Source organism: Methylobacterium trifolii (genome assembly GCF_022179685.1).
GTDB lineage: Bacteria > Pseudomonadota > Alphaproteobacteria > Rhizobiales > Beijerinckiaceae > Methylobacterium > Methylobacterium trifolii.
In genome coordinates this window covers 1-14,532 of sequence record NZ_BPRB01000061.1, presented here as the reverse complement: position 1 = coordinate 14,532, position 14,532 = coordinate 1, and the positions used below count along the sequence as shown (strand labels likewise).

Below are 14,532 nucleotides of genomic sequence, written 5' to 3'. Positions count from 1 at the left end.
CCGGTGGGTACGGTGCGTCACGTCTTCAGGGGGTATGCGTCAGCATGTGCCGCTTTCTCGCCTATAGCGGTGAGCCGGTCTTCCTCTCGGACCTCGTCTGCGCGCCGACGCACTCGCTGGTGCACCAGTCCCTGCATGCCGAGCAGGGGAAGACCGAGACCAACGGCGATGGCTTCGGCATCGGCTGGTACGGCGAACGGCCCGAGCCCGGCCTCTACCGGGACATATCGCCGGCCTGGTCCGACGAGAACCTGGTCAACCTCTGCGGGCAGGTGCGGGCGCGGGCCTTCTTCGCCCACGTGCGCGCCTCCACCGGCACGGCCACCGCGCGGGCGAACTGCCATCCCTTCACCCACGGCCGGCACCTGTTCATGCACAACGGCCAGATCGGCGGCTACCACCGCATCAAGCGCCGGCTGGAGGCCCTGATCCCGGACGCCTATTACGACGGCCGCCGCGGCAGCACCGATTCCGAGGCGATCTTCCTGCTGGCCCTCTCCCTCGGCCTGGAGCAGGACCCCGTCGGCGCCATGGCCGAGACGCTCGCCATCGTGCGCGACCTGATGAAGGTGGCCGGCGTCACCGAGGCCCTGCGCTTCACCGCCCTGCTCACGGACGGCGACGAACTCGTCGCCTACCGCTGGGCCTGCGACGGCCGCCCGCCGAGCCTGTACTTCCGCGAGACCGAGACCGGCCTCGTCGTGGTCTCGGAGCCGATCGACGGCTGCCGCGAGGGCTGGACGGTGGTGCCCAAGGGCGGCACCCTGCGGGCGCGCCGCGGCGGCCCGGCCGTGGTCAAGGGCCCCGAGGCCGCTCGCAGCCGCATCGCCGCCTGAGGCCGGCGGCCGGCCGGCGCCATTCGGCAAACCGGCGCCTGTCCGAATAAGCCATGTCCTGGAGCGCCTTGCTCGGGCGGCACGCACGGCCGACATGAGCCCTGCCGGCGCGTGACGCCGGGCGATCAGGGACCCGTCGCCGATCATGTATCCGGACGTTCAACTCCACATCGCCGGCGCGTGGGGCGCAGGCTCCCAGGGCGAGACGCTGCCCGTCCTCAACCCCGCCACGGGCGAGACCATCGGCCGCTGCGCCGTCGCGACCCGCGACGACCTCGACCGGGCCCTCGACGCCGCCGCCCGCGCCTTCCCCCTCTGGCGCAAGGTCTCGGCCTTCGACCGGGCCAAGGTGCTGCGCAAGGCCGCCGACCTCCTGCGCGAGCGGGCCGACGCCATCGCCCGCATCATGACCCTGGAGCAGGGCAAGCCCCTGGCCGAGGCGCGCCTGGAGACCCTGGCGGCGGCCGACATCACCGACTGGTTCGCCGAGGAGGGCAAGCGCACCTACGGCCGCGTCATCCCGCCCCGCGCGGACGGGGTGCTCCAGTTCGTGGTCCGGGAGCCGGTGGGGCCGGTGGCCTGCTTCACCCCCTGGAACTTCCCGATCAACCAGGCCGTGCGCAAGATCGCGGGCGCCCTCTCCACCGGCTGCACCGTGATCCTGAAGGGGCCGGAGGACACCCCGGCCTCCTGCGCCGAGCTGGTCCGGGCCTATCTCGACGCGGGCGTGCCGGGGGACGCCCTGTCCCTGGTCTACGGCGACCCGGCGACGATCTCGGGCTACCTCATCCCGCACCCGGTCATCCGCAAGATCTCGTTCACGGGCTCGACCGCCGTGGGCAAGGAACTCGCGGCGCTGGCCGGCCGGCACATGAAGCGGGCGACGATGGAACTCGGCGGCCACGCCCCCGCGATCGTGTTCGGGGATGCCGACGTGGAGAAGGCGGTCTCCGTCCTGAGCGGGGCCAAGTTCCGCAACGCCGGGCAGGTCTGCGTCTCGCCGACCCGCTTCCTGGTGCACGACTCGGTGTTCGACCGCTTCGTGGACGGGTTTTCGCAATACGCGAAAGGTCTCAAGGTCGGCGACGGGCTCGATCCCGAAACCAAGATGGGCCCGCTGATCCACGGGCGCCGCCTGGAGGCGATGGAGGCCCTGGTGGCCGACGCCACCGCCAGGGGCGCGACGCTCACCACCGGCGGCAAGCGCATCGGCAACCGGGGCAACTTCTTCGAGCCGACGGTCCTCACCGACCTGCCCCTCGATTCGCGGATCATGAACGAGGAGCCCTTCGGCCCGGTCGCGGCGATCCAGCGATTCTCCGACGATGCGGAGGCGCTCGCCGAGGCCAACCGCCTGCCCTTCGGCCTGGCCGCCTACGCCTATACCCGCTCGGCCGAGCGGGCGGCGCGGGTCTCGGGCTCGGTCGAGAGCGGCATGGTCAGCATCAACCACCACGGCATCGCCCTGCCCGAGACGCCCTTCGGCGGCGTCAAGGAATCCGGCTACGGCAGCGAGGGCGGCACCGAGGCGCTCGAAGGCTACCTCGTCACGAAGTTCGTCACCCAAGCGAACTTCTGAGTCTCTTGCGATGGCCCCGCGCGGCCTGCGCTGCGCGGGAGCCGAGTGTCACTTCGGCGTGACCAGCCGGACCGACCACGTCCCCCAATAGACCGGCCGGCCGTAGAGGGAGGAGGCCTCGCTGCCGTCCGCGCGGGGGGCGAGGCGGTCGAGCCAGGTGAGGAAGCCGGCCTTGCCCGAAAAGCTCCCCGGCGTGTCGAGGTTGCCGTAGCGGTCGGTCATCCAGAAATGCCCGGCCCGGCCGTAGCGCCCGCTGCCGTCGCCGCCGGAGCGCAGGCCGAGATAGGCCGGGGAGCGCTGGGCATCCACCGGCTCGGAGAACAGGCTCAGGCCGGCGATCGAGCCGAGGGCGAGATCGGGGGTGTACTGCACGCACACGTCCGGCACCGGTCCGCCCGGCGCGTTCGCCGGCCGGCGGCAGGCATAGGACAGGGCCCAGCGCTCCATGCCCTTGGCCTTGGCCACCCGCACGAAGCTGCCGGAGGGCAGGGGGCTCAGGATGGTGCGGGGCGCCGACCAGACCCGCTCCGCGCCGAGGTCGCGGCTGGTGCGCAGGTAGAGGGCGTTGCGCCGCTTGGCCACCGGCTCGGCGCAATCCTCCGGCAGCACGTCGGTATAGAAGTAGTGGTAGGTCTGGTCGACCACGCTGATCGAGCCGCTCAGTCCTTGCGTGTCGAAGCCCTCGCCCCGGCAATTGCCGGCCACGGGCTTGCCCGCCTCGTCGAGCACGGCGGTCGGCCCCGGATTGGCCGCGCGCCGGCGCCCCTTGGGGGCATCCGCCCCGAACGGCACCCAGGCCGTGCCGTAGCCGTCCGGCGTGCGGCTGCGGATCTCGAAGCGCTCGAAATCGTAGGTCCGGGCCTGGACCTGCACCCGCCGGTTGCTGCCCTCGGAACCCGCCGTCGCGATCAGGAAGAGGTGGTAGTATTCCTCCCCGGCCCAGTCGCGCCCGGCCACCAGGATCGGGTTGCGGGCCGCGATCCCCTCCGGGCCCGTCGGCGCGGGCGCCGCGTCCCGGCCGCGCCGGCCGCGCGGGGCCGGGCGCACGGCCTCGTGGATGCTCTCCCAGAGGCGGTAGCCGGTCGGCGGCATGGTGGTGGCGAGCTGCTCCGGGCTCGGCCCCGAGCGGACCGAGCCGCCGTCGCCGGGATCGAGGGCCCGCCGGTCCTCGCAGGGCGCACGGCCCCGGCCGGAGCCGGCCGGCGTCTCGCCCTGGTAGACCACCTGGATCGGGCCGGGCCGCGCGCCGGAGGCGAGGCGGACGAGCTGCACGCTGCGGGCGAACGCGCAGGGCGGCGGCGTGAAGTACACCCCTTCCGCCTCGCCGCCGGCGCGGCAGATCTCCAGGCCGCCGCCGCCCGTGAGGAAGCAGGCGGGGGACGGGCCGTCGGCCCCCTGCGCCCGCGCCTGCGGCGGCACCTCGGGCGCCAGCAGGGCGAGCATCAGCACCGCCCCCCCGACGAGGCCCTGCGGCATCCGGGCGGGACGCGTCTTTGGCGAGGGCGAGGTCCGCGAGCGGGAGAATCGTCGTGTCGGAATGCCGGACCGTCCCGTGCCGAGGAAGCAACGTGCCGAGGAGGAGCATGCCTGTCGGCACCCTGGGTCGAGGGCTGTAGCGCGCCGCCGCCCGGCCGTGAAGGGCGCCGGTTGCCCCGTCCCGCCCGGGCTGGCAAGGCACCCCGCAGGCGAGGTGCGAAGGGCGAGGTGCGGAGGGTAAGATGCGACGGGGCGCGGGCTGGCGGTCGATCCTGGGCAGGGCGGGCATTGGCGGGCGTGAGCCCGAGGGCGACGTCACCGTCGTACTCACCTCCTGCGGCCGCCACGACCTCCTGGAGCGCACTCTGGCGAGCTTCCGTGCCTGGAACACCGATTCCGGCATCCGGGACTTCGTCGTGGTCGAGGACGGCCCGGGCGACCCGTCCGCGCTCTGCGCGCGCTACGGTGTCCGCCTGATCCGGCTCGGCCGCGCCGCCGGGCAGATCGCCGCGATCGAGCGGGGCTATGCCGAGGTCCGCACCCCCTACATCTTCCACCTGGAGGACGATTGGGAGTTCTACCGCGGGGGCTTCGTCGAGCGCAGCCGCGCGGTGCTGGCGCACGACCCTTCCACGATCTGCGTCTGGCTGCGCGCCTGGGACGACACCAACGGCCACCCCCTGTACTTTACCTCCGCCACCGAGGATTTCGGGGTGCTCGCCTTCGGCTACCGGGGGAAATGGCACGGGTTCACGTTCAACCCGGGCCTGCGCCGGCTCGCGGACTACGCGGCGCTCGGCAGCTTCAGCCGCGTGCTGGCCCGTCCGGAGAAGCACGAGGGGCAGATCTCGCAGCTCTACCACGCCCGCGGCTACCGGGCGGTGATCCTCGACCGGGGCGGCTACGTCCGGCACATCGGCTGGGACCGGCGCATCGTGCAGTTCCCGCCCCACGGACCCGATGCCGCGAGCCCGTGACCCCGCCTCTCTGCGGCTGCGTCCGTTGACCCGGCGTTCCGGGGCGCCCATCTAGACGGCCGTCCGCCCACGAGAGGAAGCCCGGCCCGCCACGGCGGCTCCGGCTCTACGTTCCGCCGCTTGTTCGAGCTTGCCATCGCCGTCGTCCTGATCGCGCTCAACGGCGTCTTCGCGCTCTCCGAACTGGCGGTGGTCTCCTCCCGCAAGAGCCGGCTGCGATCCCTCGCCGAGGGGCGGCGTCCGGGTGCCGCCGCCGCCCTGGCGCTCGCCGAGGAGCCGGGGCGCTTCCTGTCCACGGTCCAGATCGGCATCACGCTGATCGGCATCCTGTCCGGCGTCGTCTCCGGCGCGGCGCTGGGCGACCGGCTGGCCCTGATCCTGATCGATGCCGGCATGGCCAAGGGCTGGGCCGAGACCCTGGGCTACGGCATCGTCATCGCCATCATCACCTACCTCTCCGTCATCATCGGCGAGCTGGTGCCCAAGCACCTGGCGCTGCGCGACCCCGAGGGCATCGCCTGCCTGGTGGCGCCGGGGATGCGGCTGGTCTCGCGCGCGGCGATGCCGGCGGTGTGGCTGCTCGACGCCTCGACGCGGGCGGTGTTCCGCCTGATCGGCCAGGAGACCGAGAGCGCCAGCGCCGTGACCGAGGAGGAGATCCGCAGCCTCGTGGCCGAGGCCGAGACCGCGGGCGTGATCGAGACGGACGAGCGCAAGATGATCGCCGGCGTGCTGCGGCTCGGCGACCGGGCGGTGCGGGGCGTGATGACCCCGCGCACGGAGGTGCGCTGGATCGACCTCGGCCGGAGCGAGGCCGAGATCCGGGCCCAGCTGCTGGCCAGCCCCCATTCGCGCATGCCCGTGGCGGACGGCAGCCCCGACGACATGATCGGCGTGGTGCAGCTGCGCGAACTCGTCGGGCCGCTGTCGCAGGGGGAGCCGTTCGACCTGCGCCGCTACGTGCGCAAGGCCCCCGTCCTGCCCGACACCCTCGACGCCCTCGACGCGCTCTCCGCCCTGCAGAAGGCGCAGGTGCCGATGGCCCTGGTCCACGACGAGTACGGCCATTTCGACGGGCTGGTGACGCCGGCCGACATCCTCGACGCCATTGCCGGCGCCTTCCATTCCGAGGACCCGGAGCCCGAGGCGGTGCGCCGGGCGGACGGCTCCTGGCTGATCGCCGGCTCGATGCCGGCCGACGAGATGGCCGACCAGCTCGGCCTGCGGCTGGAGCAGTCCCGCGACTACGAGACCGCCGCCGGCCTCGTCATCGCCGCGATGCAGCGCCTGCCCGAGACCGGCGAGACCTGCGACATCGCCGGCTGGCGCTTCGAGGTGGTGGACCTCGACGGCCGCCGGGTCGACAAGCTCCTGGTCACGCGCATCGACGTGGACGCGACCGTGGCCTGAAGGCCGGCTTCAGGCCGTCTCGCCCGCTAGCCGCCGTGCCGCCCGCGCGCGGCCGATCAGGGGCAGCAGGCCGGCAAGATCCGGTCCGTGCTCCAGGCCGGTGAGCGCGAGGCGCAGCGGCATGAACAGGGCCCGGCCCTTGGCGCCGGTGCGCTCGCGGAGCATCGTGGTCCAGGCCTTCCAGGTCTCGGGACCGTAGGGTTCGGGCGGAAGGGTCTCGGCCGCAGCAGCGATCAGGGCCGGGTCGGCGATCACGGGGGCCACCGGCCCCGACACCACCCGCCACCAGTCGCCGGCCTCCGCGACCTTGCCGAGGTTGGCCCGCACCGCCGCCCAGAACGCCTCGGCGCGGTCCGGCGGCACGCCCAGGGCGGCCAGCCGGGCCTCGACCTCCGGGAACGGCAGCGCGTGGACGAGGCGGGCGTTGAGGCCGTCGAGTTCCTGCGGGTCGAATTTTGCGGGTGCCCGCGAGATGTGGGCGAGGTCGACGAGGCCGGCGAGTTCGTCGAGCGAGGCCACCGCCCGCACGGATTCGGCCGAGCCGGTCAGCACCGCGAGCGAGCGCACGGCCGCCGGCTCGTAGCCGGCCTCGCGCAGGGAGCGCAGCGAGAGGTGGCCGAGGCGCTTGGACAGGCCCGCGCCGTCCGCGGTCGTCAGCAGGTTGTGATGGCCGAAGACCGGGACCGGGGCACCCAGGGCCTCGAAGATCTGCACCTGCACGCCGGTGTTGGTGACGTGGTCCTCGCCGCGGATCACGTGCGTGATCCCGAAGGCCGCGTCGTCCACCACCGAGGGCAGGGTGTAGAGGTAGCTGCCGTCCGCCCGGATCAGCACCGGGTCGGAGAGGGAGGCGCAGTCGACGTGGGCGGGGCCGCGCACGAGGTCGTCCCAGGCGATCGTGCGGGCGTCGAGCTTGAAGCGCCAGTGCGGCCGGCGCCCCTCCGCCTCCAGGGCGGCGCGCTGGTCGGCGCTCAGGTCGAGGGCGGCCCGGTCGTAGATCGGCGGCAGGCCGCGGCCGAGCTGGCGCTTGCGGCGGCGCTCCAGCTCCTCCTGCGTCTCGTAGCAGGGGTAGAGCCGGCCGAGCGCCTTCAGCCGTTCGGCCGCCGCGTCGTGCTCGGCGCTGCGGTCGGACTGGCGCGCGTGCAGGTCCGGCTCGATGCCGAGCCAGGCGAGGTCTTCCGCCACCGCGCGGGCGAACTCCGCCGTGGAGCGCTCCCGGTCGGTGTCGTCCAGCCGCAGCAGGAAGCGCCCGCCCTGGGCCCGCGCATAGAGCAGGTTCAGCAGGGCGGGCCGGGCGTTGCCGATGTGGAGATACCCGGTCGGGGAGGGGGCGAAGCGGACGAGGGGAGCCATGCGGGCTGTCTAGACCAGAGACGGCCATTGGGCACGCCGGATCGATCGAAAACATCCCCTCTCGGGGCGATGCAGCGGCAACGGGCGGCCGGGAACCGCGTTGGGCTCGCATCCTCGTGAATCCGGCCCGTCGGGCCGAGACAGCCCAAGGAGAAGAAGCCGATGCGATCCAGCCTGCTCGCGTGCCTGATCCTGGCCGCCGCGACCCCCGCCCTCGCACAGGACAACAAGCCGGCCCCGATCCGGGAGCCCGGGCCGCCGCAGCAGGTGGCGCCGGGCACACCGCCGAGCACCGTCGTCGTCCCCGGAGGGGCGGCCAACAGCGGCCCCGGCGCCAACACCACCGTCGCCCCGACCGGGACGGGGGCCGCCACGATCACCACCGATTCCGCGGTCGGCGGCAATGCCGAGCAGCCCTCCCGCGGCGTTCCGCAGACCGGCGGCGGCGGGAGCGGTGGTGGCGGCGGCGGCGGCTCGTAGCGCCCCGCGCCGGGCCTATTCGGCCGGCGCCGGGTGCGCCGGCCGGAAGCGCGCCTCCATCTGGCTGCGCAGGCGGGCGATGTCGAAGACCCAGACCAGGGCGCCGTAGAGCGCCATGCCGAGCGGCACGCACAGGGCGAGCGCGGTGGCCGGGTCGAGGTGGCGGAGCGGTGCCAGGATCAGCCCCATCGCCGCGCTGGCGCCGCTCGCCGCGGCGACGTCGCGCCAGGGCAGGCGCAGGCGCTCCGGCCCCGTGAGCGCCCGCCACCCGAGCCAGAGGCCGGCCCCGGCCAGTCCCAGGGACTGCGCCAGGGCGATGCCGGCCCCGCCGAGCAGCGGCGGCAGCACCAGCAGGCCGATGCCGTTGCCCGCCAGCCCGACGGCGGCGGCGGCGATCACCGGCATGGTCTTCCGGCGGATCTGGAAGACCGGGTTGAGGGCGAAGTACATCATCGCGAGGCAGAACAGGCCCGGCATCAGCAGGGTGGCGTAGAGGGCGAAGGGCCCCCGGTACGCCTCCGGCACCACCAGCGCCTGGAGGGCGGGCAGCACCGCCCAGAAGCCCACGGCGCAGGGCAGGAGCAGGGTGAAGACGGTGGCCGCGTTGGCCGCCACCTGTCGCTCGGCCGCCGCCCGCCCGCTCTGCTCCTCGGCCCGCACGGCGAGCTGGAACAGGAGCAGGTCGAGGGCGGTGCCCAGCGTCGTCAGGCTGCGCGAGGTCACGTCGGCGGCCAGCGCGAAGTAGCCGGCCTCGGCAAAGCCCGCCTGCGCCGCGATGGTGCCGCGGTTCACGAAGGGCAGGATCTGGTAGACGGCGTTGGCCGCGATCAGCGGCAGGCCGTAGACCATGAACAACCGCCAGGTCTCCCGCATCCGCACCCGCACGATCGGCGTCGCGGGATCGCGCAGGGGGCCGCGCAGGATCAGCACCGCGAGGAGCTGGCTCACGCCGGCCGCCGCCAGCACCCAGGCCGGCTGCGGCAGGAACCAGGCGGCGCCCGCCATCATCGCGAAGGCCAGCACGTTCTTGACGGCGACGAGGCCGAAATAGAGCTTTCCGTCGAAGCGGGCGCGGGCGAGCGCGGCATGGTAGTCGAACACGCCGATGCCGAGCGCGGCGAGCATGCTGCCGCACAGGACCGCCCCGTGCCCGTCCGGGCCGGCGTCGAAGCCGAGCCCGCCGCAGAGGGCCGCGGCGGAGAACAGCACCAGGGCCAGCACGGCGTAGGCGCGGTCGAGGCCGTGGCGAATCCAGGGCTCGTCCGCCCGCACCCGGCCCGAATAGAACCGGGTCGCCGACAGCCGCAGCCACTCGAACAGCACCGTGTTCAGCACGATCGCGCCGGCGGTGGCCAGGGCGAAGCGGCCGAAATCGGCCGGGCCGAGCAGCTTGGCGATGAGCAGTCCGAGGACGAAGTTCAGCCCGGCATTGAGGACGAAGGCGGCGATCACGGCCATGGGGCGAAGAGCCTTCCGGAGGTGTCCGTCGGGGACGCCGCGGGACACGTCCGGGCGGTGTAGCGGGGAGCCCGTAAGATTCCCCTAATCGGGCACGAGGAGGGCGGCCCCGGCGAGGCGCTCCGGCGCTGCCATCTCCTTGCCCAGCCCCTTGCCCAGCCCCTTGCCGATGAGCGTCGCAAGGAGCGCGCCCGAATCTGGCATCGGTGTTGCGGGGGCATCGCCGCGCCGGAGACAGACCGATGAGAAAGATCCCGCCCGGTGTCGGCCCGCGCTACCCGCAGGTCGTCGTCCTCGTCGGCGCCACGGGGGACCTGTCGCGCCGCAAGCTGCTGCCCGGCCTGTTCCACCTCGCCAGCGCCGGCTTCATCCCCGGATGCCGGATCATCGGCGTCTCCCTCGACGACCTCGACGTGGAGGGGTTCCGCACGGTGGCGCGGGACTCCCTCGACCACTTCTTCGCGCGCAAGGTGAGCGAGGCCGACTGGGCCACCTTCGCCGAGACCCTCGACTACGTGCCGCTCTCCGCCGGTGCCGAGGCCTTGCGGGACGCGGCGGCGCGGGCGGAGGCGGCGCTGGGGGGCGAGAGCCGCCGCCTGCACTATCTCAGCGTGCCGCCCGCTGCCGCCCTGTCGGCGGTCCGCCTGCTCGGCGAGGCCGGCCTCGTCGAGCGCTCCCGGATCATCATGGAGAAGCCGTTCGGCACGGACCTCGCCAGCGCCGTGACGCTGAACACGAAGCTGCACGAGGTCTTCACCGAGGACCGGATCTTCCGGATCGACCATTTTCTGGGCAAGGAGCCGGCGCAGAACATCCTGGCGTTCCGCTTCGCCAACGGCCTGTTCGAGCCGATCTGGAACCGGAACTTCATCGACCACGTCCAGATCGACGTGCCCGAGACCCTGGGGCTCGGCCAGCGCTCGGGCTTCTACGAGGCGACCGGCGCGTTCCGCGACATGGTGGTCACGCACCTGTTCCAGATCCTCGCCTTCATGGCGATGGAGCCGCCCACCTCCCTGGAGCCCGCCCCGATCAGCGAGGAGAAGAACAAGGTCTTCCGCTCCATGGTGCCCCTCGACCCGCGGGACGTGGTGCGCGGGCAGTACAGCGGCTATCGCACCGAGGACGGCGTCGATCCGGAATCGGACACCGAGACCTTCATCGCCCTCAAGTGCCAGATCGACAACTGGCGCTGGGCCGGCGTGCCGTTCTTCCTGCGCACCGGTAAGCGCCTGGCGGAGGGGCAGCGGATCATCTCCATCGCCTTCCGGGAGCCGCCCAAGAGCATGTTCCCGGTGGGCTCGGGCGTGGGGGCGCAGGGACCCGACCACCTGACCTTCGACCTCGCCGACGCCTCGAAGATGTCCCTGTCGTTCTACGGCAAGCGCCCCGGCCCCGGCATGCGCCTGGACAAGCAGAGCCTGCAGTTCTCGATGCGCGACACCGGCCTGATCGGCGACGTGCTGGAAGCCTATGAGCGCCTGATCCTCGACGCCATGCGCGGCGACCACACCCTGTTCACCACCGCCGAGGGCATCGAGCGCCTGTGGGAGGTCTCGACCCCCCTGCTGGAGGCCCCGCCCCCCGTGCGCCTGTACTCGCCGGGCTCCTGGGGACCGAAATCCATCCACCAACTCGTCGCGCCCCATGCCTGGCGGCTGCCTTTCGAGCGGGCCTGGCGCGACCCCAATCCCGCAGGCGCGTGACGGCACCTCACCCCGCCATAAACCGCGAAAACGCCTCCGCGTGGTCGGGGTGCCAGCGCGACAGGGCCGGGCGGTTCTCGATCACGTCGCCGGCGGCCCAGGCGATGCGGCGCGCGTCCTGCGCGCGGGTGGTCTCGTTGTCGGGGCACAGCACGTAGAAGTCGCCCGCCTCCAGCCGCTCCAGCAGGAAGGCGACGGTCTCCTCGGGCGTCCAGGCGCCCTGGGGTTTTTCCGAGACGCCGCGGGCCTTGGCCAGCCCCGTGTAGACGAAGCCGGGGATCAGCAGGTGGGCGCTGGTGCGGCAGCCGTCGCGCCCGCGCAGGTCGTGGGCCAGGGCTTCCGTCACCGCCTTCACCCCCGCCTTGGAGACGTTGTAGGGGGTGTTGCCCGGCGGCGTGGTGATGCCCTGCTTCGAGCCGGTGACGATGACGGCGCCCGGCTGCCCGCCCGCGATCATCCCCGGCGCGAAGGCCTGGATGCCGTGGACCACGCCCCAGAGGTTGGTGTCCAGGATGCGCTGCCAGACGCCTACGTCCGAGAACAGCGTGCCGCCGGCCTCGATCCCGGCGTTCAGCATCACCACGGCCGGCGGCCCGGCCGCGCTCGCGGCCTCGGCAAGCGCCGCGACGGCCTCCCGGCTGCCCACGTCGGTCGCCACCGCCCGCACCACGACGGCTGCGCGCTCGGCCACCCTTGCGCGGGCCTCGTCCAGGGCCGGTCCGGGCAGGTCGGCGAGCCAGACGTTCATGCCCGCTTCCGCGAAGCGCTTGGCTGCGGCAAGGCCAATGCCGCTGGCCGCCCCCGTCACCACGGCCGTGCGGCCGGGGCTGATCGCCGGATGCTGGGTCATGTTTTCGAACGGCTCCGCGTCGGGTGGACAGGCCTTCAGATGGGGCACCGGTCCGCGAAGGCCATGTGCCTCAGCGGCCGACCCGCTTGAGGCGGCCGCTGAAGTCGCAGGCCGCACCGTGCCAGTACAGGCATTTGTCCTCGGAGATCTCGGCCGAGCGGAAATCCGGGGTGAAGCGCATCGTGAGCCGGCACAGGCCGCCGGTCTCGTCCCGCTTGGTGAAGACGATCTCCCGCGGGCCGGTCGCCTTGCCGAGGGCCCCGACGCTGCCGACGCAGCCCGCGGTCGAGGTCTGGAAGGAGGCGGCGAAGTCGTCCGGCGCGTCCATGACGATGACCTTCGCACTCTGGGAATAGGCGCCGGCCCGCTCGTAGCTCCCCTCCGCCCGCTCGCCCGGACCGGCGGCGAGGGCGGTCGCGGTGGCGAGCGCGAGGATCGGGAGGGCGAGGAGCGCGGCGTTCATGGGCCGAGCCTAGCATCTGGTCATCCCGGGCCGAAGCCCGATGCCGCACGCAAATCCCGACGCCGGGCCTACGGCTTCGCACCGGATACCGCATCCGGCCCGGCCCTGTAGGATCGCGGCCCTGCGCAGCGCCGCCCGGCGCGGGAGTCCGAGGATCGTCCGTGCCGAGTCCCCATCCGAGCCGTCGCGCGGTCCTGGCCGGCGCGGCGGCCAGCGCCTTCGCCGGCCGCGCGATCGCGGCGCCGGCCTCCCCGTTCGGGCCGCTGAAGGCCCCGTCCTGGTCGGCCGACAGCTTGCAGGCCGCGGCCTCCGCCAAGGGGGTCACCTATGGCTGCGAGGTGCCGTTCCACCGCTTCGGCAAGGACGCGGCCTACCGCCAGGCGGTGGCGCGGGAATGCGGCATCCTGGTCTGCGGCACCGAGATGAAGATGGAGGCGGTGCTGCCCGCCCCCGGCCGCACCGCCTTCGCGGAGGGCGACGAGATCCAGCGGTTCGCCCGCGCCAACGGCCAGCGCATGCGCGGCCACACCCTGGTCTGGCACGAGGCCCTGCCCGAGTGGGTCCGCCCCCTGCTCGCGAGGAGCAACGCCTTCCAGGCCGAGGACTTTTTGCGGCGCTGGATCGGCACGGTGGCCGGGCATTACCGCGGCACGATCGAGGCGTGGGACGTGGTCAACGAGATCCTGGCCGGGCAGGACCAGGTGCGCCGGCCGGACGGCCTGCGCGAGACGCCCTGGCTCGCGGCGCTGGGGCCCGACTACGTCGACCTCGCCTTCCGCATCCTGCACGAGGCCGACCCCCGGGCCGCCGGCACCTGGAACGAGGACGCGGTGGAGCAGGGCGTGCCCTGGATGGAGGAGCGCCGCACCCGCGTCCTCAAGCGGATCGAGGGGATGCGGGCCCGCGGCGTGCCGATCCGCCGCTTCGGGCTGCAATCGCACCTCACCAGCACCCTGCCGATCGACCAGGGCCAGTTGCGGCGCTTCCTGGCCGAGCTCGGCAAGCTCGGGATCGGCATCGAGCTGACCGAGTTCGACATCGACGACCGCGCCTTTCCCGGGGACGTCGCCGCCCGCGACCGCGCGGTGGCCGACTTCGCCCGGCGCTACCTCGACGTGGTGCTGGACGAGCCCGCTCTCCTCAACGTGCTGACCTGGGACATCTACGACCCCGACACTTGGCTGAACGACCACCCCTTCCGCAAGCGCCCGGACGGCCTGCCCCAGCGGCCCCTGCCGCTCGACGCGCAGTACCGGCGCAAGCCCCTCTGGCACGCGATGCGCAAGGCCTTCGCCGACGCCCCCGACCACAGCGCGGCCCGCGCCCGGCTCCGGCGGGGGTGAGGGCTGTGGCGCTCCCTCTCCCGCAAAGCCAACGTATTCACACGTCTCGCGATGCTGGCCGAGGAGGCGCGGGTCCCCTCTCCCGTGCGGGAGAGGGAGCCCCACAGCGTTTCGACAGACCTATCCGGCTCCCCTGCGCAGATATGTGAATCCGGTAGCCCGCAGAGGGGGGAGGGACGCGCGCCGAACGGTAGGCCTTCTGCGACACCAGGCGCCGAGCCTCGGCATCACACGGCGCGCGCCCCCTCCGCGAGGCTCGGCTCGGCCGGGCGGCCCGGCCGGTCGGTGAGGCGCCGGCGCAAGGTCGCGCAGGGGCGCTCGACCGTCGTGTAGAGCAGCCAGCAATAGGCCAGCGTCAGGGGGAAGGCCGCCGCCATCAGGGGCAGGGGGCCGATGCCCGGCCACAGGTGCTGGACCAGGGCGATCAGCGTGTAGTGCCCGAGGTAGAACGTATAGGAATAGAGCCCGAGCCGGCGCATCGGCCAGGAGCCGAGGAGCCGCACCAGCGGGCCGCGCCCGTGCAGCAGGGCGCAGAACGGCACGATCAGGGCCGCGCTCTGCAGGGTGTAGCGCAGGGTCTCGCGGAAGACGGGATCGCGCA

General features: G+C 73.1%; 13 protein-coding genes. 7 read left to right on the top strand and 6 right to left on the bottom strand.

Annotation, left to right across the window (positions count from 1 at the left end; genetic code table 11):
• The first annotated feature begins 44 nt into the window (after positions 1-44).
• Together COGEMETH_RS05835 and COGEMETH_RS05830 are read left to right on the top strand one after the other, a co-directional pair.
• Entirely contained in the window at positions 45-836 is a 792-nt protein-coding gene (locus tag COGEMETH_RS05835) for a class II glutamine amidotransferase (protein WP_238181665.1), read from the top strand.
• Between the two features lie 145 nt (positions 837-981).
• On the top strand, positions 982-2,415 hold the full coding sequence (locus COGEMETH_RS05830; RefSeq protein ID WP_238181664.1) for an NAD-dependent succinate-semialdehyde dehydrogenase: 1,434 nt from the start codon (positions 982-984) through the stop codon (positions 2,413-2,415).
• A gap of 48 nt (positions 2,416-2,463) precedes the next feature.
• Here COGEMETH_RS05830 and COGEMETH_RS05825 read toward each other — a convergent pair whose 3' ends face one another.
• The gene (locus tag COGEMETH_RS05825; protein ID WP_238181663.1) at positions 2,464-3,891 is read right to left on the bottom strand and encodes a hypothetical protein; all 1,428 of its coding nucleotides are present in this window, start codon (positions 3,889-3,891) and stop codon (positions 2,464-2,466) included.
• A 242-nt stretch (positions 3,892-4,133) separates the two neighbouring features.
• Between COGEMETH_RS05825 and COGEMETH_RS05820 the strand changes: the two genes are divergently transcribed.
• The gene (locus COGEMETH_RS05820; protein WP_238181662.1) at positions 4,134-4,868 is read left to right on the top strand and encodes a glycosyltransferase family 2 protein; all 735 of its coding nucleotides are present in this window, start codon (positions 4,134-4,136) and stop codon (positions 4,866-4,868) included.
• Between the two features lie 120 nt (positions 4,869-4,988).
• Entirely contained in the window at positions 4,989-6,278 is a 1,290-nt protein-coding gene (locus COGEMETH_RS05815) for a hemolysin family protein (RefSeq protein ID WP_238181661.1), read from the top strand.
• 9 nt (positions 6,279-6,287) lie between these two features.
• On the opposite strand, the gene gltX is transcribed toward COGEMETH_RS05815, so the two are convergent.
• The gene (gene gltX / locus COGEMETH_RS05810; RefSeq protein WP_238181660.1) at positions 6,288-7,631 is read right to left on the bottom strand and encodes a glutamate--tRNA ligase; all 1,344 of its coding nucleotides are present in this window, start codon (positions 7,629-7,631) and stop codon (positions 6,288-6,290) included.
• Positions 7,632-7,793: 162 nt separating this feature from the next.
• On the opposite strand from gltX, the gene COGEMETH_RS05805 reads away from it, so the two are divergent.
• Positions 7,794-8,111 (top strand): hypothetical protein, encoded by a 318-nt coding sequence (locus COGEMETH_RS05805; RefSeq protein ID WP_238181659.1) that lies wholly within the window; start codon positions 7,794-7,796, stop codon positions 8,109-8,111.
• Between the two features lie 15 nt (positions 8,112-8,126).
• Here COGEMETH_RS05805 and COGEMETH_RS05800 read toward each other — a convergent pair whose 3' ends face one another.
• Positions 8,127-9,569, bottom strand: a complete 1,443-nt coding sequence (locus tag COGEMETH_RS05800; protein ID WP_238181658.1) for a lipopolysaccharide biosynthesis protein — start codon at positions 9,567-9,569, stop codon at positions 8,127-8,129.
• 242 nt (positions 9,570-9,811) lie between these two features.
• Between COGEMETH_RS05800 and zwf the strand changes: the two genes are divergently transcribed.
• Positions 9,812-11,275, top strand: a complete 1,464-nt coding sequence (gene zwf, locus COGEMETH_RS05795; protein WP_238181657.1) for a glucose-6-phosphate dehydrogenase — start codon at positions 9,812-9,814, stop codon at positions 11,273-11,275.
• Between the two features lie 7 nt (positions 11,276-11,282).
• Here zwf and COGEMETH_RS05790 read toward each other — a convergent pair whose 3' ends face one another.
• Complete coding sequence (locus tag COGEMETH_RS05790) at positions 11,283-12,125, bottom strand: SDR family NAD(P)-dependent oxidoreductase (RefSeq protein WP_238181656.1); 843 nt, start codon at positions 12,123-12,125, stop codon at positions 11,283-11,285.
• Between the two features lie 70 nt (positions 12,126-12,195).
• Complete coding sequence (locus COGEMETH_RS05785) at positions 12,196-12,588, bottom strand: hypothetical protein (protein WP_238181655.1); 393 nt, start codon at positions 12,586-12,588, stop codon at positions 12,196-12,198.
• A 161-nt stretch (positions 12,589-12,749) separates the two neighbouring features.
• Here COGEMETH_RS05785 and COGEMETH_RS05780 point away from each other — a divergent pair, with 161 nt between their 5' ends.
• Positions 12,750-13,931: an endo-1,4-beta-xylanase gene (locus COGEMETH_RS05780; protein ID WP_238181654.1), complete on the top strand. Its 1,182-nt coding sequence runs from the start codon at positions 12,750-12,752 to the stop codon at positions 13,929-13,931.
• 227 nt (positions 13,932-14,158) lie between these two features.
• On the opposite strand, the gene COGEMETH_RS05775 is transcribed toward COGEMETH_RS05780, so the two are convergent.
• Positions 14,159-14,532, bottom strand: a 374-nt coding sequence (locus COGEMETH_RS05775; protein ID WP_373875321.1) for an acyltransferase family protein, incomplete at its 5' end; no start/stop codon positions are given.